21 protein-coding genes are annotated in these 19,855 nt (G+C 50.2%); 9 read left to right on the top strand and 12 right to left on the bottom strand.

Annotated elements, in window-relative coordinates:
- Positions 1–117 precede the first annotated feature (117 nt).
- Entirely contained in the window at positions 118–1,863 is a 1,746-nt protein-coding gene (locus MHI43_RS20725; RefSeq protein WP_036661601.1) for an ABC transporter ATP-binding protein, read from the top strand.
- A 79-nt stretch (positions 1,864–1,942) separates the two neighbouring features.
- Here the strand turns inward: MHI43_RS20725 and MHI43_RS20720 are convergent, their stop codons facing one another.
- From MHI43_RS20720 to MHI43_RS20690, 7 genes are all read right to left on the bottom strand, one after another.
- Positions 1,943–3,235, bottom strand: a complete 1,293-nt coding sequence (locus MHI43_RS20720; RefSeq protein ID WP_036661599.1) for a DUF6080 domain-containing protein — start codon at positions 3,233–3,235, stop codon at positions 1,943–1,945.
- A gap of 60 nt (positions 3,236–3,295) precedes the next feature.
- Positions 3,296–3,616, bottom strand: a complete 321-nt coding sequence (locus tag MHI43_RS20715) for an EamA family transporter (protein WP_036661597.1) — start codon at positions 3,614–3,616, stop codon at positions 3,296–3,298.
- Positions 3,606–3,947: an EamA family transporter gene (locus tag MHI43_RS20710; RefSeq protein ID WP_036661594.1), complete on the bottom strand. Its 342-nt coding sequence runs from the start codon at positions 3,945–3,947 to the stop codon at positions 3,606–3,608. Before MHI43_RS20710 ends, MHI43_RS20715 begins: the two co-directional genes overlap by 11 nt.
- Positions 3,935–4,567, bottom strand: a complete 633-nt coding sequence (locus tag MHI43_RS20705) for an HAD-IB family hydrolase (RefSeq protein ID WP_036661592.1) — start codon at positions 4,565–4,567, stop codon at positions 3,935–3,937. The genes MHI43_RS20710 and MHI43_RS20705 overlap by 13 nt, the downstream gene beginning before the upstream one ends.
- Positions 4,568–4,596: 29 nt before the next feature.
- Complete coding sequence (locus tag MHI43_RS20700; RefSeq protein WP_235201720.1) at positions 4,597–5,451, bottom strand: decaprenyl-phosphate phosphoribosyltransferase; 855 nt, start codon at positions 5,449–5,451, stop codon at positions 4,597–4,599.
- Positions 5,452–5,727: 276 nt separating this feature from the next.
- A complete protein-coding gene (locus MHI43_RS20695) occupies positions 5,728–6,171 on the bottom strand; it encodes a DUF441 domain-containing protein (protein ID WP_015736251.1) in 444 nt (147 codons plus the stop codon).
- 130 nt (positions 6,172–6,301) lie between these two features.
- Positions 6,302–7,279, bottom strand: a complete 978-nt coding sequence (locus tag MHI43_RS20690; RefSeq protein WP_036661587.1) for a YpdA family putative bacillithiol disulfide reductase — start codon at positions 7,277–7,279, stop codon at positions 6,302–6,304.
- A gap of 218 nt (positions 7,280–7,497) precedes the next feature.
- On the opposite strand from MHI43_RS20690, the gene MHI43_RS20685 reads away from it, so the two are divergent.
- The gene (locus tag MHI43_RS20685) at positions 7,498–7,803 is read left to right on the top strand and encodes a DUF2087 domain-containing protein (RefSeq protein ID WP_036661584.1); all 306 of its coding nucleotides are present in this window, start codon (positions 7,498–7,500) and stop codon (positions 7,801–7,803) included.
- Between the two features lie 92 nt (positions 7,804–7,895).
- Here the strand turns inward: MHI43_RS20685 and MHI43_RS20680 are convergent, their stop codons facing one another.
- The 4 genes from MHI43_RS20680 to MHI43_RS20665 all read right to left on the bottom strand — a co-directional run bounded on the left by MHI43_RS20680 (position 7,896) and on the right by MHI43_RS20665 (position 10,328).
- On the bottom strand, positions 7,896–8,522 hold the full coding sequence (locus MHI43_RS20680; RefSeq protein WP_036661582.1) for an FMN-dependent NADH-azoreductase: 627 nt from the start codon (positions 8,520–8,522) through the stop codon (positions 7,896–7,898).
- A 78-nt stretch (positions 8,523–8,600) separates the two neighbouring features.
- Positions 8,601–9,449, bottom strand: a complete 849-nt coding sequence (locus tag MHI43_RS20675) for a DUF4097 family beta strand repeat-containing protein (RefSeq protein ID WP_162164388.1) — start codon at positions 9,447–9,449, stop codon at positions 8,601–8,603.
- The gene (locus tag MHI43_RS20670; protein ID WP_036661579.1) at positions 9,446–10,006 is read right to left on the bottom strand and encodes a DUF1700 domain-containing protein; all 561 of its coding nucleotides are present in this window, start codon (positions 10,004–10,006) and stop codon (positions 9,446–9,448) included. The genes MHI43_RS20675 and MHI43_RS20670 overlap by 4 nt, the downstream gene beginning before the upstream one ends.
- Positions 9,999–10,328: a PadR family transcriptional regulator gene (locus MHI43_RS20665; protein ID WP_009590638.1), complete on the bottom strand. Its 330-nt coding sequence runs from the start codon at positions 10,326–10,328 to the stop codon at positions 9,999–10,001. The genes MHI43_RS20670 and MHI43_RS20665 overlap by 8 nt, the downstream gene beginning before the upstream one ends.
- 267 nt (positions 10,329–10,595) lie before the next feature.
- Between MHI43_RS20665 and MHI43_RS20660 the strand changes: the two genes are divergently transcribed.
- Positions 10,596–10,730: a hypothetical protein gene (locus MHI43_RS20660; protein ID WP_260871389.1), complete on the top strand. Its 135-nt coding sequence runs from the start codon at positions 10,596–10,598 to the stop codon at positions 10,728–10,730.
- A gap of 36 nt (positions 10,731–10,766) precedes the next feature.
- Here MHI43_RS20660 and MHI43_RS20655 read toward each other — a convergent pair whose 3' ends face one another.
- Entirely contained in the window at positions 10,767–11,006 is a 240-nt protein-coding gene (locus tag MHI43_RS20655) for a hypothetical protein (protein ID WP_006211206.1), read from the bottom strand.
- Between the two features lie 364 nt (positions 11,007–11,370).
- On the opposite strand from MHI43_RS20655, the gene MHI43_RS20650 reads away from it, so the two are divergent.
- The 6 genes from MHI43_RS20650 (at position 11,371) to MHI43_RS20625 (ending at position 19,816) form a co-directional block, all read left to right on the top strand.
- The gene (locus MHI43_RS20650) at positions 11,371–11,682 is read left to right on the top strand and encodes a hypothetical protein (protein WP_009590697.1); all 312 of its coding nucleotides are present in this window, start codon (positions 11,371–11,373) and stop codon (positions 11,680–11,682) included.
- Between the two features lie 89 nt (positions 11,683–11,771).
- Positions 11,772–15,755: a type VII secretion protein EssC gene (gene essC, locus MHI43_RS20645; RefSeq protein ID WP_036661577.1), complete on the top strand. Its 3,984-nt coding sequence runs from the start codon at positions 11,772–11,774 to the stop codon at positions 15,753–15,755.
- 16 nt (positions 15,756–15,771) lie between these two features.
- Complete coding sequence (locus MHI43_RS20640; protein WP_015736243.1) at positions 15,772–16,578, top strand: hypothetical protein; 807 nt, start codon at positions 15,772–15,774, stop codon at positions 16,576–16,578.
- Positions 16,579–16,605: 27 nt separating this feature from the next.
- A complete protein-coding gene (locus MHI43_RS20635; RefSeq protein ID WP_015736242.1) occupies positions 16,606–17,118 on the top strand; it encodes a hypothetical protein in 513 nt (170 codons plus the stop codon).
- 157 nt (positions 17,119–17,275) lie between these two features.
- Positions 17,276–17,551 (top strand): WXG100 family type VII secretion target, encoded by a 276-nt coding sequence (locus MHI43_RS20630; RefSeq protein WP_006211202.1) that lies wholly within the window; start codon positions 17,276–17,278, stop codon positions 17,549–17,551.
- Between the two features lie 189 nt (positions 17,552–17,740).
- Positions 17,741–19,816, top strand: a complete 2,076-nt coding sequence (locus MHI43_RS20625; protein WP_036661574.1) for a membrane protein — start codon at positions 17,741–17,743, stop codon at positions 19,814–19,816.
- The last annotated feature ends 39 nt before the right edge of the window (positions 19,817–19,855 follow it).

Below are 19,855 nucleotides of genomic sequence, written 5' to 3'. Positions count from 1 at the left end.
TTTACTGAAGGCAGACAGTGTTTAGAAGGGCGTTTTTCTTGCGATTATCGAAGGAGTTCACCTTCGCAGAAAACTTTGTGCATTCTATAATCTGAAGAAAGGGGCTGTGATTCACCTTTGAAGTCATGGAAAATCTATTATCCGTTCGTTAAGCCGTATATGAAGTGGATCATTCTCACCCTCATCATCGGCATGATCAAATTCGCGATCCCATTATTGCTGCCCATGATCATGAAATATGTCGTGGATGATCTGCTGATCAATCAGCAGATGAGCATCGAGCAGAAAATCCAGGATCTGATGTGGATTCTTGGGGGGACGCTGGTGCTGTTTGTCATCGTTCGCGGTCCGGTGGAATACCTGCGGCAGTATTTTGCGCAGTTCATTACGAGCCGTATTTTGTTTGACATGCGTAACCGGCTGTATGCGCATCTGCAGCGGTTGTCCCTCCGTTACTACCAGAATACCAAGGTCGGCGAGGCAATATCGCGTTTTATCAATGATGTGGAGCAATCGAAAAACCTGGTGGAAGTCGGCATGATGAACATCTGGCTGGATATGTTCACATTGCTGTTCGTATTAGTGGTCATGCTCTTCATGAATCCCGTTTTGACGCTGGTTGCCATCTCGATTCTGCCTCTCTACGGACTAGCGGTGAACTTACTCTATAAACGGCTTAAGCGCTTGACCAAAGACCGGTCGCAGGCTCTCGCGGGCATTCAGGCATACCTGCATGAGCGGATTCAAGGGATCTCGGTCATCCGAAGCTTTACCCTGGAGCGTTATGATCAGAAGAAATTCGAAGGCATCAACGGAAATTTCCTGAATAAAGCGATGGCCCAGACGCGCTGGAATGCGCTGACTTTCTCGGTGATTAACACGCTGACCGATATTGCGCCTATTCTGGTTATCGGGTACGGGGGCTACCGGGTGATCCAGGGAGATCTGACATTAGGTACGTTTGTTGCCTTCTTCGGTTATCTCGACAGATTGTATGCGCCCCTTCGCCGCCTGATTAACTCTTCAACGGTGCTGACGCAGGCCTCAGCGTCGCTGGAGCGGGTCAAGGAGCTCATGGACGAGCCGTATGACATCGTGGACCGTCCGAATGCCAAAACGCTTAAGACCGCGGGACAGATCGAATTCGACCGTGTCTCCTTCAAATACAATGACGCTGCGGGATGGGTGCTTCAAGATATTAACCTGACCATTCGGCAGGGACAGACGATTGCGTTCGTCGGCATGAGCGGCGGCGGCAAATCGTCCCTGATCGGACTGATTCCGAGATTCTACGATGTGCAGCAGGGCGCGGTGAAGATTAACGGCCACGATGTCAGGGATTTGACGCTGGACAGCCTGCGCGGATCGGTGGGCATGGTCCTGCAGGACAACTTCCTGTTTAGCGGCACCGTCCGAGAAAATATTCTGTTCGGCAATCCGGAGGCGGATGAAGCCGCGATCGTCGCCGCTGCCCAAGCCGCCAATGCCCATGACTTCATTACCCAGCTGCCGCAAGGCTATGACACGGAAGTAGGCGAACGCGGCGTCAAGCTGTCGGGAGGTCAGAAGCAAAGACTGGCGATCGCCCGCGTCTTTCTCAAGGATCCGGACATTCTGGTGCTGGATGAGGCGACTTCGGCGCTGGATTTGGAGTCCGAGCATTTGATCCAGCAGGCGCTGCAATCCTTATCCAACAACCGCACCACATTGATCGTCGCCCATCGTCTTTCGACCATAACGCACGCCGATCAAATCGTTGTGCTGGAGAATGGAAGAATTACGGAGCAGGGCACGCACGGCGAGCTGATGACTCTGGATGGAAGCTATGCCAGACTGTACAACGTGCAGCATTTGGAGACTTAATTACACGAAAGACCCGTCCTTCTTAGGCATGGTATTCGGCCATGCTTCAGGGGACGGGTCTTTTGATTTTTTTACAGTCTTATTTCTCGATATGTTTGAACACCGTGTCATAGGTCGTCTGAATATAGTCCAGCGACTGACCGTGCAGCACGATATTGTTGACGAGCGTGATGAGCAGGAACAGCGCCATGATGCCGGTGAGGACTTGTTGAAGCCGGAGGCTCTTCGTCTTGGCAATGAACAGCCCAGCAAGCACGAACAGCGCAAACAGATAATGTCCTGCGTAGAGGTAGAGATCGTAAGCATATGTGGCCAAACCGAACCCCACGATGATGTGCAGCAGAATGGCGAACAGAATATAGATGGAAAATGCCCAGGTATCCCGGGAACGGATGCCCTTGATGAAGGACAGAACGGCTAGGAGCAGTACCCCGATCCCGACGATATGGACATGGATCGGATACGGTTTGGCCAGATCTGTCACGAACGCCGCGATTCCCGGATCGATCATGGCAAGCTCAGGCGACAGGATCGGGCTTACAAACAGCATGTAGAAGACCCGGGAATGATGCTCCCATGAAAAGGGCGAAACATAGCTGAGCGCACCATTCTGCACGCTTGAAAACACGTTCGCGATCCATGACTTACCGGAGAACAGCAAGTGCTGAAGCAGGGTGACGATCACCACCATTCCCAGAAAAATCAGCATAATGATGATAAACCTTTTGAACGTATCCATTCGGCGTCGATCGAACAGGCTGATCAGCAGCGCTCCAGCGAACGTTGCCACATTCGTGGACGTGATCCCGAAATTAATCAGGGCCAGGGAGGCATTCGGCATGACGGCATACCGGTCCTCCAACCGGCTGTAGTGCAAATAAGCGGCCGACAAAATGATCATGAATTGGGCATACGCGTATGAATCCGGAATGAATGCCGTGAACAGCGAATATGAGCTGATACCGAAGAAAGCTGCAGTTACGAAGGACAGCAGCCAGCCGGCTCCGCTTCGCCGAACGATGTAATAAACCAAAGCTGCACTAAAGGCGTTCAAGAGGGATTGAATCAGAAGATAAGGGAGGTTGGAGCTCCCGATCATCGTTGTTAGCGGACTCGTCAGGAAATTAATGAACGGATGGATGATCGAAATATTTTCCGGTCCATACTCCATCGAAGGGTCGAAGTTAAATAGATTCAGCGTAAAGGGCGCACCGTAGAAGGGGCTGTGAGGCATCAATTCGGCTGCGTGATCCTTGATGTAATTCACGAAGGGAAGGTTCATGAACACATACCATAAGGCAAGGCAGACGCTTAGCCCGACCGCCGTGTAATTATCTTTTCTATTTCCAAATAAATAACTGAAAAAAGTCATGTTTTTCGTTCCACCAATCTATCCGTGATATGTATTGAGATTCGGCCTAGCGGCATTCGTTTACCAGATCAGCAGCAGCAATCCGGATATGATAAAGGCAACGCCGGCGATTTTTCGAATGCCGATGGTTTCCTTGAACACCAGTTTGGCAAACAGCAGCGCCCACAGGAACGTAAGGGCATTGGCCGGCATCACCAGCGTATATGGTAGTTTTCCAAGCAAATAAATGTTTAACAAGGCTCCCAAACCGTAACTAAGAAAACCGATCAGCAGCAGCTTGATTTGTTTACCCGCGGTATATCCTTTGAAGAATACGCTGCCCAGCGAGCCCAGCAAGGTCATTAGGAGCAGAAGCAAGTACAGCGGCACGTCACTTTTCATAGGAGGTTAATGTCACCCCGATTCCAAGAAGGGCCACGGCGGCCAGCTTTTTCAAGGTTAACGGCTCATCCAGAAAGAAATCCCCATAAAACAAAGCCACGATATAGCTGATGCACATCAGGGGATAAGCGACGGACAGCTTCTCCAGGGAAAACGATTTGATCATGAGGATGGCTCCCATGCCGTAACAGACAAATCCGATTCCCATATACACCAAATTGGCGTGTCCCCATTTCCAGAACAGCTGGCCGCTCGCCGTCAAAAAAGCCGACAGGATCATAAACAGCTTGCCTAAGTGGCGCGGGGCGCTCTGCGCTTTTACTTGTTCCATGTTAATCCCTCGCATCCATGGGCGGACTTTTGATTGATCAAATATTTGTGCTTAACAAGCCGAAATATCGGCAGGTCGGATAAGGAATCGGAGTACGCGCAGGAAGAGTCGTAATCAATGGCCAGCCGCTGCTCGCTTAAGTATTCCTGAATCCGGTTCACTTTCTCCTCTCCCTTGCAGTTGTTTCCTTCAATCATCGACGTGAAACGCCCATCCCGAACGGATAATTTCGTGGCGATGACCGCGTCGACGCAGGGCAGCTCCGCAAAATATCTCATGTAAGCGTCGGGGGACGCGGTTACGAGCAGGACATGATAGCCCTCGCTTTTTTTTAGCTGCATTTCCTTCAGCGCATCCGGGAAGATGGCAGGCTTCAATTCCGTTTCGTAAAAATGCTTCAGGTCGGCGTCATCCATATGGCGCATCGCATGAAAATAAGCGCTTTTTGCCTTTTCGGCTTCCAGGAGACGGAGCTTGTAGAGCACGGAATGCAGCACGACTTTCAGGATGACCGGTGTCGTGGCCGGGTGTTTTCGTATGCCGTACTTCAAAAATCGAAACATGGAGTCCGTATGGATGACCGTTTTGTCGATGTCAAAAATAGCGAATTTCTGATTCATAAAATTTCCCTCAATTGCCGTTTTTTTAATTACTCAAAATAGATCAATATTCCGATAACGCTGATGACATAGAGGATCACGGTGACCAGGATGTGCGAGTCCTCCAGGAGCACCCGGTCCGGGGCTCCGCCCTTTTTCTCGATATGAATCAGATAAAGATACCGAAACATCCCGTAGATGACGAGCGGAATGGTCCACATAAGATGAACGGTCCTGCCGGACGTAAAGGTAAAGAGCGAATAACTGATGATGGTTGCCGTTGTGACGATGCTGCTCATCTGGTCGAGCAGATCAAACGAGTATTGATCAAGCACCTTGCGGTGAGAGCCCTTGTCATGCTGCAGCAGATGAAGCTCATGCCGTCTCTTGCCGATCGCCAGGAAGAGCGATAGCAGCATGGTACATAAAAGGAACCAGGGCGTGAACGGGACGTGAATGACGAGCCCGCCTGCGATCGCGCGCAGCACAAACCCGGCCGCGATAATCATGATGTCGATGATGACAACATGTTTCAGCCTGAAGGAATAAGCCACGTTCATGGCAAAATAGAGCAGCAGTAATGCGGTAAACAGCGGATTGAGCAGATAAGAGACGGTCAGCGAAGCGATCAGCAGCAGTATGCCGAACACAACGGCCAGCTTAGGCGGGAGTGCTCCCGAGGCCATGGGCCGGTATTTCTTCACCGGATGGTTGCGATCCGCTTCGCGATCGGCATAATCGTTCACAATGTAGACGCAGCCCGAAACGAAGGACAGCAGGAAGAAACCGATCAGGGTTTCAACTAGCGCCCCCGGATTTACCGTTTCAAACGAGAAGAGGGGGGCTGCAAATATTAACAAATTTTTGGTCCATTGCTTCGGCCTTAGCTGCCTGAAGAGCAGCATGGGAAGCTGCTTTAACGGGGCAGCGGCCGATTCGGTATTCGTTGAAGACAATTGTGTTACCTCCTGATACATCCTAATTCTTAGGGGAATACGGGAAAAGCCGTTAAAATACGATAGCTATCATACCATAAAATAGACTATATATGGTAACGGCCCGTCCGGCATGGTACTTAAATATAGAACAAATAAACCTCCCTTAAGGTTCATGAAACCGGCAGGGAGGTTTTTGGCCTTTATCCTATTTACCTATATAAATAACAGTTGTTCCGTGAGACTTCACGATTTGCCGATAAGTAAGGACAGCAGGCCGGCGGCAATAAGCGGGCCGACGGGCACGCCGCGGAATAGGGCTACCCCGAGCACGGTGCCGACGAGCAGGCCGGCGACTACCGTAGGGTTGCTGCCCATCAGCGTGGCTCCGCGTCCGCCCAGATATGCGACAAGCATGCCGACGGCGATGGCCAGAAGCGACTTCCAATTCAGGAAGGATTCACCGATCGTTTGGAGACTCATTTTGCCGCTCGCCAGCGGAGACATCACGCCAATGGTGAGAATTATGATGCCGAGGGTCAGCCCGTATTTCTCAAGCCATGGGAAGGCTTGCTGGAAGCCGGTGACGCGGATGAGCAGCAATGCCAGCATGGCTATGGTCACGGCGGAATTGCTGCTGATAATGCCCAGGCCCGCCATTGCCAGCAGAATGAGCGAGGTTACGTCCAATGGAGATCACTCCTTATGATTTAGATATCAGAAAGTATGAATTACCGATGAGCAAGCCTTCCTGATATCGCAATAAACATCAATTACACGCGGGTTGTCTTCCCGGAATGTACGCTTTGGAAGACGTTGGTTACACCTTTGTGCCCAGATGCTCCGCGATCAATCGGCCGTGCAGCCTGCCGGTTTCAATGAACACCTCATTGGCATTGCGGCCGGACGCAATTACGCCGGCGACGTACAGTCCCGGAATATTGGTCTCCATCGTATCCGGATTATAGAGAGGTTTCTCCATATCTTCGTCGAGCTGAACGCCGGAAGAGGCGAGCAGTTTGCGATCAGGACGGAACCCGGTCAATGCCAATACAAAGTCGTTTTCGATGATCGATTCCTGTCCCTGATTCGAAAGCACGGTAATGGAGGACTCCGCGATTTGAACGACGCGGGAGTTCAGATGAAGCTGGATATGCCCTTTTTGAACCATGCTGTCGAACAGGGGCCGAACCCAAGGTTTGATGTTCTGCGAGACTTCCTCGCCCCGATAGACCATCGTAACCTCGGCCCCGACACGGATCAGCTCCATGGCCGCGTCCACCGCGGAATTGCTGCCGCCGATGATCGCCGTTTTCATGCCGGCATAAGGATGGGCTTCCCGGAAATAATGGGTTACTTTCTCCAAGTCTTCACCAGGAATGCCAATATAATTCGGATGATCAAAATAACCCGTAGCAATGACTACGTGTTTGGCTTGTCGAAGGGTCTCTTCACCGCCGCGTCGCCGCGTCTTTACTTGAAAGCTGCCGTCAGGCTGCTTGGCAATGGTGAGGGCTTCTTCGTATGGGGAAATATTCAGGTTAAAATGTTTGGCGACCCGGCGATAATAGGCCAGCGCCTCGTGCCGGTACGGTTTGTCATTCGATATGGCGAACGGAACTTCTCCGATTTCAAGCATTTCAGCCGTACTGAAAAACTGCATATGGGTCGGATAGAGATAAATGGAATGGACTACGTTGTGTTTATCAATGATCTCGCAGCTGAGGCCCTGGCGGCCGCACTCAATGGCAGCTGCTAGACCGCATGGGCCTGCGCCGATAATTAAGACGTCGAGCATGACGAACCTCCTTATGTATTAACCTTACGCTATCTATCAGCATTATAATCCTACAGCAATTATCGCGATAAATCCAGAATGCAGGCGATCGCACTCCCGCCCGAGCGGGCCTGATGCAGAAAGAGATTGACAAACAATTGTAATTTAATTAATATCTAATTAGATAAATGTTAAATTAGAAATTCGTTAAATTGTTTGTCGAAAAGGAGGAGTCCAGCATGGAGCAGACTGCCCGAGAAGCCTACAAAGCATCCGTTCTTCGCAGTTTTATTGCTAAGGACGGATCCTTGCGGTCCATCCCGGCACAGTTTAAAAAGAAGCTTGTCATCATGGAATTTTTGGTGGAGCAGTTGGAGACGGGGAGGGAATATCCGGAAAAGGACATCAATGCGTTTATCAAGCGCTATCACGAGGATTATGCGACGATTCGGCGAGAATTTATCAATCATCGATATATGAGCCGGGATCAGGAAATCTATATTCTTAACCCGCGCGAGGAATGGACGCATTGGGATGCGCTTTAAACGAAAGCAAAACAAAAAAGCTGCCTTCACTGATTTGGTCAGTGAAGACAGCTTTTGCGAAGTGCTATATGAATGAATACGTATAAGTTCAATTAAAATCCGGCAGCGGCCTTTTTAACAAGCTCAAGACCATTCTGAACGATCTTTTCCGCTTCGTCAGGGAACTGGTTGTGGCCTTCGATGATGAGGGTTTCGATATCCTGCACGCCCCATTGACGAAGATTGCCCATAACGAAGTTGACAGCCATCTCTGCTGCAGCCATAGGACCTTCGGAATAGTTGCCGCCGCGTGCATTCAGGATGACGACTTTTTTGCCGGTCACGAGACCTACCACGCCTTGCGGTGTATATTTAAACGTTTTGCCTGCTTGGTTCAGGTAATCGATATAGGTATGAAGAACGGCAGGGACGGTCATGTTCCACAGTGGGAAAGCCAGCACGATTTTGTCTGCGGCAAGGAACTGGTCAAGATATTTGCTGACATTGGCAGCAGCCGCTTGCTCTTCAGGAGTAGCTTCCAAACCCTTGGCGGCTTTGAACATACCGTTGATGGCTGTTCCGTCGTAATATGGAAGATTCTCTGCGAACAGGTCAAGCTCCGTGATTTGATCTTCCGGATGGCTTGCTTTGAAGGATTCCAGAAACTCATGGTACATTTTTACGCTGACCGATTGCTCGATCGCTCTGTTGTTTGCTTTGATGAATAGTACATTCGACATGTATGAAGACTCTCCTTGTTGTATAGTTTACTTTATAAATTATAGTATATTTCATTTCTATCGTTTGTCAACAATGCCTTAGTGTACGATATCGATATTACCGGAGTAGGTTTCCACTTGGATGGTATCGGTTGTTTCCTTCAATGACTCCGGCGCCGATATCGATCCGGTGAGCGACTTAAGGTCATAGAAACCGCGGAATGAAGGGTCAGGCTGCACTTTCACGTTGCCTGATCTGCACAGGATATTCACCGACGAAACGCCGAGCAATCCTACGTTTACATTGCCGGAAGTGACCTCGATGTCCACGGGGCCTTCCATATCTTTCAATTCGACGTTTCCTGAATGATTGACGAGTTGAGTGGAGGCCTGAATGTCGGAGCCGCGAATACTGCCCGAAATGTTCTCTACGTTCAACTGGTCAGCTACGATTCCGTTCATGTTGATGTTGCCTGACTTTACGGAAATGGCAATCGACTTGGACGAAGCTCCGCTTACCTGGATGTTATTGGATAACGTTGATAAATCGAGCTCCTCGAGTAATGTGCTTGAAGGAAGGACAATGGTTATTTTCCCTTTCGGCGAATGAAAGTCCACGCTCATAAACTGAAACGAATCAGCCGTAGTCAGATCCAAATCGATTTCTTGACCTGCAGGCTTAAAAGCTTCAAGGATATCGACATGCTCCGGCTTTAATTTGCCGTCAAAAGCGATATACCCGTTATCATCGCCGCTGTCCTCAAACGCGAAACTGACATTCATATTGCTGGTGATTGTTAATTTCTTCAAATTCACGGCATCCTGCAGATCCCATCGGTTCTGGTAGCTGACCAGTTCTTCCCCGAATTTAAACTTGTTCGCAGCCATGCCGATAATTCCTACCAATATAAGTGCGATTGCTAAGCTGAACAACCATTTTCTGTTCACTGTGCGTCACGACCCTTCAACAAACGTGTATTCCATCTGGAGTACCTCAAGGTTAACGATAACAATCCAACCATGGCCGAGCGTGTGGCATATCCAAGGAAGATGCCGATTCCGATCAAGGAGATCGATAAGAATAATTTAGCCGGATAAAACGTTCCATTCAGGATGTAATCGAGCAGAACGAGCACCGGGCTCAGCAAGGTTGCCAGGGCTCCCAGAGCGATGGCGACGCCACCGGACCATAATGCCGCAAGGAACGGGACGGTCACTAATGCACAGAAGAACAAACCGGTTCCCACCGCATATTTGCCTATGGCAGACGGCCTTCTGACCGCCGCGGGAGCAGGCGATTCCATATCCACGTACCGGTCGCCTAACGCTTCCTTCGCCATTTCAAAAGGATCTCCCAACTCCCGGGCAATCTCCTCTTCGGAACGCCCATTCTGCATGCCGATGACAAAATGGGACTCTACATCCTGAATGAATTCCCGGCGTTCACCCGGAGGAAGCGCGGCAAGGCGAGATTCCAAAATCGAAATAAACTGTTTTTTAGTCATACAAATTTCCTTCCTCTATCAAATTGGTCACGTTGCTTACAAATGCTTGCCATTCCTTCACCATAGATCGCATATAAATCACTCCGCTGTCCGTCAGCTTATAATATTTACGGGGGGGACCCTCGCTCGATTCCTGGAGGTAGGTGGTGCAGTAGCCTTCATTAACAAGCCTGCGAAGGAGAGGGTACAGGGCGCCTTCGGCTACTTCGATATGCCGGGAGACGGCTTGAGCCAGCTCGTAGCCATATTGGTCCTTGCGATGGATCAGCACAAGCACGCAGAGTTCAAGAACGCCTTTTTTGAATTGAATACTGACATTCATACGGCGAGACCTCCTTTCGTAAGTCCATGTTCATGCTGTTATCACGAGGTAGTAATTAATATTCAGTAATGATCTACAATAAGATATCACTTAGTACTGAATAATGCAAGGTACTGATCATAAAATGGGTAAGCATCAAAAAACGTCGAACCGTGAGAAGCTTTGTATAAGGGCGGAAGTCTCGTTTAATCTTGAAAAGGCACGGTTAATAGAAGTTATCAGAACATAGGGTCGTTTTTCCAAGACAAGAATGGAGGGATGAACAGTATGTCCATCGATCGGTTTATATTAAAAAAGCTGAGTAATTGCCAGGAGATCACAACGCGGAGAAATCTCGTGAAATTGTTCCAGATCCGAATTCAGCGGGCGCAGATAGCCGAGGATCGTTATTACGGGTTATAATGGAGACAAACAAAAAAAAGGGCTACCCCTCTTTTATTAAAAGAGAGATAGCGCAAGAGAGTCGTTTTCGCTTTTGCTGTGTAGAATTGCCTCGGATCCCTCGATTTCAATGCTGATGAGGGAGTTGAGGCATTTTTGCAGCGCCTTTTTGCCGGTTTGGATTTTATGGTCAAGCGCGCTGGTTAGCAGTTTCAATACCTTTTGAACCGGCTGCTTGCTATCCGTAGTAAAATAAACGGGAACCGGCTTGTTTTGGAACATGATCAGTGTTTTCATATCAATCACCTCACGAAAGTTTTTTCATGATATTTGCATTATAAATTGCCAATCTTAAAATAACCTTAAATTCATAGAATTAATCAGCATCATTTTTATGAGCGTGACATTTTTGTGAACGACGGGATTTTACCGTCGAAAAACCCGGATTCCCCCTATAATCAATACATAAATAGTTCCTCGGAACCAACAAATCCGCATCGGAAATAGGAAATAGGAAATATGACACAAATTGACAGAACAGACCCTGGAATGATATAGTTACAATAATGTAACTATTTTTTGCAACTATTGAAATAGGTGATTGGGCTTTCAATATGGAATAAACATAGGATTACCATTTTGAGGAAGGCAGGTTGACCAGATGATACTCACCGTGATCAGCGGTCGAAACGAAGATGATTGGTTTGATATCGACGTACCCGATGAATGCTCTATTGAACGGTTGAACGAGCTGCTGGGATTACGTCTTTTTCGCGAACCCTCGAGTGAAGGGATTCAATATATATTAGAAGCGAAATTCCCGGAAGGCTTGTGGTTTACGGTAGGCGGCCACTCTAACCTGGTTGAAGCGGGATTGAGGGAAGGCTCCTACGTTCGGTTGCAGCGCGCATTCTCGACAACCACCGATGAAGCTCCTGTCTATGGCAGAAGATCGTTGTTTCAAGAGAGTTGAAATTGGGTAAGTAACCCATTGGTTTTAACTGAAACAGCCAAATACATAATTGTACATTTCAGATGCTTTGGATTAGGAGGAAGTGACATATGAACGTGTTGTACCAACGTTCGCCGCGCATTAGACCGGCTTTACCGAATGAAGACTTGGAAATTCTGAGACCCCCGTCCGAGCCAAGCAAGCCGTCGTTTTCCATGATTGCCATCATCATACCGATTATTATGACGGCGGCGACGATCGGTTTCTATGTCTATATGAACGTAAGCGGTAAGATGGGGAATCCCAATTACATGATGTTCCAGATGCTCTCCATCTTTATGATGCTGACATCCTACACGCTGCCGTTCTTCATGTATTTAAGTAACAAGAAGACCTATCAGAAGAACCTGGCCGAACGCAATCAGAAGTACCGGGCTCAGCTTGATGTGCATCGGGAAGAACTGAAGGAGCGGCAGGAGGATCAGGTCCATATTCTGTTTGACATCCATGGGGATCCGGACGTCTGTTACAACGTTGTGAAGAACCGGAGCAGCAGTTTATGGGAACGTTCCCCGGAAGATAAGGATTTTCTGGAGATTTGCGTGGGCAAGGGGGAAGTTCCGTTTCACATTAACGTGAAGCCTCCCCGTGCGGACGGGTATGATAAGGACCCGTTAATCGAAGCGGCCGAATTGCTGTCATCCGAGTTCCAGACGGTCGACGATGCCTCGATTGCACTGCCGTTATTCGAATCCAAGGTCATCGGGATCGTCGGCGGAAGAGAACGCGTATTAAACATGCTTCGCGTCATGATGGCCCAAACCGCCGTCAGGCACTCGCCTGACGAAGTGAAAATCGCCGCCTTCTACGAGGAGAGGGAAGCAAGCGAATGGCAGTGGCTGCGCTGGCTGCCCCATACCTGGGATGATGACCGTTCCAGCCGCTATCTTGCAGATCGACGGAGCAATGCGCATCAGCTTGCTGATGAAATATTTACCCATTTATACCGGCGTAAAAACAATCGCTCCGAACATGGAAAAAAATCGATTGAGACGCCGGCTTACGTTGTGATCCTATCCGCAGCCCAATTGATTGAGGAAGAACCTCTGCTGCCTCTGCTGATGGAAGATGCCGATGCGGCTGACGCCGTCACCATCATCTTGTCCGACCGGAAAGAAAGCTTGCCGATGCACTGCCAGCTTATCGTCGAAGTCGATCGGGAGCAGGCGGCGTACACGATCAAGAAACCGGACGGCACCGTTTCCAAGCAATCCTTCCAATCCCATCACATCAGCAGGGAACAGATCGAAGCATTGGCCCGGTATATGGCGCCGATTCGGCTGAAGCGGTCTTCTGCATCCGATATTCCTAGCGTTTTGGCACTATTCGAGATGATGGATATTCAGAAAATCAACGATTTGGATGTATATAAACGCTGGCAGCAGAACCGATATCCGGATTCATTGCCCGTTCCCATGGGTGTGCGAGCGGGCGGAAAGAAGATTAATTTGAATCTTCATGATAAAATAGAGCGTCAAGGTCATGGTCCGCATGGCCTGATCGCGGGAACGACCGGTTCCGGGAAAAGCGAGGTTATCCAATCCATCGTGGCTTCCCTGGCATCGGAGTTTCACCCTCATGATCTGGCATTCATGCTCATCGACTATAAGGGCGGCGGCATGTCCAATACGTTTGTGAACCTTCCGCACGTCGTGGGCACCATAACGAATTTGGACAACAATCTGATCGAGCGGGCGAAGGTGTCGCTCAAAGCCGAATTGGTCCGCCGCCAGAAAATATTGAACGATGCGGGAAACCTGCAGCACATTGACGAGTATTACAAGCTGCTGCGCAATCGCCATGGCGAGCCGCTCCCGCATCTCGTCATTATCATTGATGAATTTGCGCAGCTGAAGAAAGATCAGCCGGAATTTATGGATGAATTGATCAGCATCGCCGCAATCGGGCGAACGCTGGGTGTCCATTTGATCTTGGCGACCCAGAAGCCGGCAGGCGTCGTGGACGATAAAATTTGGAGTAACTCGCGCTTCCGCATCTGTCTTCGGGTACAAAGCGAAGGCGACAGCCGCGACATGCTGAAGATACCGAATGCAGCCTGGATCAACAAGCCCGGACGAGGCTACTTCCAGGTGGGCAGCGATGAAGTGTTTGAAGAAATGCAATTTGCTTGGAGCGGCGCTCCTTACATTGAAGAGAAGGATACGCCTGGCGCTGTTTCCATCCGCGAGGTCCGGATCAACGGGAAGACGGAACCGCTGCTTGCGTCGACTCCATCCCTGGGAGCGCATCTGGAAGTGCCCAAACAGCTGCAGGTGTTTATCGACCATGTAGCGGAAGTGGCCAAGGCGCAAGGGATCGAACGGCTGCAGGGGCCTTGGCTTCCACCGCTTCCGGAGAGCCTGGATTTGGAGACGGTACAATCCGGCATCGAGCAGCCGGTTACGTTCGGCGATTCGGCTCTCGTATCCTATGTCGGAATGGTTGACGATTTGCCTAACCAATGCCAGAAGCCGCTCGTGCTCAACCTGGAGCAGGGCCACTGGGCCGTATATGGGATGCCAGGGCTCGGCAAGACGACTTTTATTCAAACGATGCTCATGTCGTTGGCGAGTCGATATACCCCGGACTTTTGGCATGGATATATCGTGGATATGGGCCGAATGATGCGGGACTTTGCAGGACTGCCCCATATCGGAGGAGTCATGACGGCAGAGGAAGATGACCGGATCAAGCGCCTGTTTCGTTTTCTTGCGAAAACGGCCGCAGTACGCAAAGACATGATCGCCGAGGCTGGCGTGAAGACCGTTGCTTCCTACCGCCGTGGCAGCACGGTGACGGTTCCGCAGCTGGTCGTGGTTATTGACGGTTATCTGAATTTTAGGAATTCCTATCCGGACGAGAATGATATGCTGGAATACCTGCTGCGGGAAGGCGGCAGTCTGGGCATCACGTTTATCATCACGGCGAACCGGATTTCGGATATGTTCGAGAAGGTCCGGAGCAATATCGCGCAAGCGGTATCGTACGAGCTTGCCGATCCCGCCGACTATTATTACGCGGTGGGTCGTCCCACGAGAGCCCCGAGCCAGCTTCCGCCAGGAAGAGGGCTGGTCAAAGGCCAGGTGCCTCCGCTTGAATTCCAGACGGCACTTCCGGCTTCCGGCCAGGAGGAGGGGGACCGTTCGGCAGCCCTTCGCGACAGGATTCGGGTACACCATGAATCATGGCGTGGCGAGGAAGCCCCGCGGATCGAATCGCTGCCGGACAAGATTCCGCTCCATCAGCTGCTTAAGGTGCAAAAGCCTTATGAAGCAGCCGCAACGGTGAAGTATCAGGTGCCCGTCGGGGTGGCTACGGATGATCTGACTCCTTTTGCGATCAATCTCGAAGATGGGCCTCATTTTATCGTTGCCAGTCCGATGGAAGGCGGTAAGACGTCATTCCTTCTTAGCTGGATGCTATCGCTCGCATATCATACTTCTCCGGATGAGCTGGAGATCTATACGGTGGATACGCGCTATGGAAGCAGCGGCCTGAGCCGGATGAACCATCTCCCGCATGTCCGCGGCCACGCGGAGAATGAGGAGGATCTGGGGCCGCTTATTACGAGCCTTTATGAACGGGTACAGACCCGGTCGAAGGAGAGCGAGGACCCGGCCATCCTGCTTATGATTGATGACGCCGACGTTCTCAGCAAGCAGCTTTCGGATTTCACCTTGAAGGACCAGCTGTCGGCCATCGTCAGACAGGGAAGGGACCGCAGGGTTCATGTCGTCATTGCCGGCGTGCCGGCGGATTTCCCGACGTATGGCGTCGACTGGTTTACCGATATCAAAGCTGCTCAAAACGGATTTTTATTCGGGACCTTGGATTCCAACGATTTATCGTTCTTCCGGATTCCTTTTTCCGAATCTTCTAATAGTCCTGGAGGACTAAAAATACTGCCGCCGGGACAAGGGTACTACGTAAAACGTAAATTTTCCAGAATAAAAGGCGCAGTTCCGTTCGATGAGGAATGGAACGCCCAAAGATGGGTCACAGAAATTCGCGACCGATGGCATGTTGTAGTTTGAGGGGAGGTGGCTCATAATGTTGACAATTCATGCTTCCAAACAAGAAACGATCACGCTGAATGACAAGGAATTTTTCTTCTTGGCTGGAATTATCGGATCGGACCGATTACTTGGTGTTGAAGATCCTTTTGTAGGATATTTAACGGAAGAAATCGCGGTTGAATGGGAGAAAACCAAACAATCGCTCCTAAGCAAGCAATATTTGATTCAAGAGGAAGGCGGGGAATTGTCGATCCCACCCGAAGTCTTCTCACGAGTGGCTATTGCCGGTCTTGCGGAACGTGCGTGCTGGTTGAAATATGAAAATCAGGATTCGGCGTTTGAAGGATATTTGCATGTTACTGACGAACGGGTAATACAAGTATGCAGAAGCGATGAAGACAACCGGTGTTACATGCTTAGCGAACTCGGTACCATCGAACAAACCTGCGATCAACTGGTGCAGGATCTGGCCCTCAGCGACCAAAACTGGGGAGATATTCCGGCACTGTTGCTTAGCCGGAAGGAATTCGGCGATATCTATACCTCGGTTACCGAGCATAATTGCGACGATATCGGCGATCGTTTGGCCAGATTGACGGACGATGCGGAGGGTTCAATCGCTTTGGCGAAATGCATGAAGAACAAGGTATCTTCGGGGGAACTCCAGCTGTCGATTTGGAACGGAATCAGCTGGGAAAGTCAAAATGCAGCATTTATAGTGAACGAGTCCATGAATTGGCTGCTGCGTATGAGCCTGGAGGGAGACCAGGACTGGCTAACCGCAGCGCCAGCGACCAAAGAGCAGTTTCGTCATATGTTACTCATGTGGCTGAAACAGTAACAGAGCCTGTATGAAAGGTGAGGACCAATGCGTATTTCTGTCGAGCCGGAGTCTCTCCGGACGTTAAGCCGTCAGCTGCAGCATAGTGGCGATGAATATTTAGCGATAACGAGAACGCTCAACCAAGCCATGGAATCCCTTGTTTGGGAGACGTCTCTCAAAGCGGCGGTTATTGATGAATGGCAGTCTGCCCGGAGTCTTGGAGAGCATCTGGGAGCTCTTCTTGCTCAGCTGGGCAAGCATCTTCAAAGCAAAGCCGATCAATTTCAAGAAACGGATCATCAATACCATACGATTTTGGAGCATGCTATCGTAAGCACCGTATCACCGACGGCTCTGTTCGCCGCTTCCGGGATGGATGGGCGCTCGTCCATACTTCCGGAATATGGTAACTCCGGCACGGTTATATCGAACCCGAGTTCGGCAGCCGCAGCCGTGGGCATGACCAGCGGAGACAACGGGGGAGCGGCTAAACAGGCCGCATTAGCCGGGCAGAGCTGGACCTTTACCGATCCGTCTTCGTTTGGGATTGCCAACTAAATCCCTATTCCATTTGGGAAATTCGGGATGGAAAATGTTTCAAATTGGGACGTATAGGGTAACTCGAAATTAGGTCTGAGGACATTTTGATAAACCGAGTCTTCTGGGCTAAGATGTCAAGTGTCACCAGAAAACGAATTTCAAGGAGGTTACATAAATGGCAGGACGTATTTTAATTACGCCAGAACAAGTGGAGCAAGTAGCGAACCAATTTAAACAGAGCGGTGATCAAAGTCAGCAAATCGTTAACAGCCTGACGCAATCGATCAACGGAATGGAAGGTCAATGGGATGGTATGACGAAGCAGCGCTTCTTCCAGGAATTCCAGGAAGCAAGCCGCTTGATGAACTCCTTCGTACAAACGCTTGACAGCATCAGCAATGAGCTGAAGGCGATCGCTCAGAAATTCCGTATGGCTGACGAATCCCGTTAATATCATTCGGAGACTTTTGCTTTCTGATGCATTATAATAGTTTAATAGGCAAAATAAACCGGGTGGTAGGTAACCCGGTTTTCTTGCAATTTTGGATATTTAGAATGTAGTTAATCGTGAATCAATCGCGGTTCAATCGGTTAATAGAGTTATATAGCAAGGTAATGGAGTTAAGAGAGGGTGAAGTTCATGACATTTCAGCCAAACCCGGGCGATGGGATCGTTGTTAATGGAACGGCTTATACGGTAGGACAGCATCCGGCGGCACCGGGCGTAGCTTATGCCCAGGCTGGGAGGCAAGGGATCGTCTACCAGCTGATCCCCGTGAATGGGGAGCTGCATGAAGCCAAAGCACTTAAAGTGTTTTTTCCTAAGTTCAGAATTCCGGCTATGGTTTATCAATCCGAGCATATGGGGAATTATCGCGAGATACCGGGTTTGCAGGTAAGCAGTCGAGAGGTGCTCACTCCCGAAAGAAACGGAGATTTGATAGCGGAATATCCGGATTTGCTCTACGCGGTCATCATGCCATGGATTCATGGATGTACTTGGTTTGACGTTATAAGCGATCAGCGTAATCTGGGACGTTCCGAAAGCCTGATGCTGGCCAAGGCTTTGGCAGCCATCGGCTCTAGCATGGAGCAGCGCGGATTGGCGCATTGCGATCTGTCTGCGCCCAATGTCATGCTTCCGTTTTTTTCGGAAGTGAAGCTGCCGGAAGGCGCTGCCGCCGTGGAGCTTGTCGATGTGGAGCAGATGTACAGTCCAAAAATGGACCGTCCCGACGTTTTGCTCGCCGGCTCGCCGGGATATGCGGCGCATCGAACGGTGCACAGCGGTTTATGGAGTGCGTATGCCGATCGTTTTGCAGGGGCCGTCATCATTGCTGAGATGCTGGGGTGGAGCGATCCGGCTATCGTGAATCGGGCATGGGGCGAAAGCTATTTTGATCAGCATGAAATGCAGACTCCATGCGAACGTTATTTTTTGCTTAAAAAATCGCTAGGTCAGCGTTGGGGCACACGGATTTCGGATCTGTTCGGCAGAGCTTGGGACAGTCAGGATTTGAGCAGCTGCCCTACCTTTGGCGAGTGGCTTATCGCTTTATCCTCGGTAAGTGAGGAAGAAGTGGTGGAAGAATCTCCGGCTGCCGCCGCCACTGCCGCTGCGGCTGCCCAGGATGACGATTCGGATGAATCCGGATCTGAACGTTCCCGGGAGGTGCCTGCTGACATCATGGCATCGCTTGGAATCGAGCCGGGCACGCGAGAGGTTAACGACAATGTAGTAGGACGCTTGTTTCATCAGGCACGCGATTTGGAGAAGGCAGGCAATCTTTCCGGAGCATTGGAGATATTCCGTTCGGCGTATCACTTCGTAAAGAAGGACAGTCCGCTTGAAGTGGAGCTTGCCGCCGCCATACAGGGGCTGGAGGAACAACTGCGTCCCGCTGAAGAATCATCCAACAAAGGCATTAAAGCTTTGTTGTCATCCCGCAAATTCATGCTTTCTACCGCTGCGGCCATCGTGATCTTAGCGGGCTCCGCGATTACGGTGAATCAGATATTGGCTGAGAAGGCCGAGAGCCGCCAGATGGATGCCCAGCGTTTAGCGGAGCAGCAGGCCCAGGAGAAAGAAGAGGCTGCGCGCAAGCAGGAGGAAGAAGCGCGGAAGCAGCAGGAAGAGGCTGCAAAGAAGGAAGCTGAGGCCAAAAAAGCCGAAGAGGAACGCTTGAAGGCGGAAGAGGCGAAGAAGGCCGAGGAAGCCGAGTTGGCGCGCAAGGAGAAGGAGAAATCCGAGCTTCAGGCAAAGTATGATAAGCAGGCGAAGTATGAAGCTTATCTGGCATCGCTTGAGGAGAAAAAGAAGAAGCAGGCGCTGCAGGAGAAATATGATAATCAGGCAAAATACGAGGCGTATTTAGCCCAGCAGGAAGAGAAGAAGAAAAGGCAGGCTCAGGAAGAGGCAGCGGCCAAGGCGGAAGCGGAACGACAGGCTCAAGCGCGTGCTGCTCAGCAAGCGCAAGCAGCCCAGCTTCAGAAGCAGCGGTCCCAAAACGTTGTCGAACTGGTTGCCTTATATAACAAGGCATATAATGCGCAGGTTGCCGGCAACAAGGACCGCGCGAAGAATGCCGCGCGTGAATTCATAGCGCTGTATAACAAGGACAAATCCTATTACAAAACGGTTGGCAAAATGAGCAGCCGCCTTAACAATCTGCAGCAATTCATCAGTGACGACAGCCACTGGATACCTAAACTGTAAAGAAGTAAACATGACAAATTGCAGGGGTGAATGTTATTC

It is taken from the genome of Paenibacillus sp. FSL H8-0457, from assembly GCF_038051935.1.
Taxonomy (GTDB): Bacteria; Bacillota; Bacilli; order Paenibacillales; family Paenibacillaceae; genus Paenibacillus_AQ; species Paenibacillus_AQ lautus_A.
The sequence above is the reverse complement of the archived record's forward strand: the minus strand, read 5'-3'. Positions and strand labels throughout refer to the sequence as shown.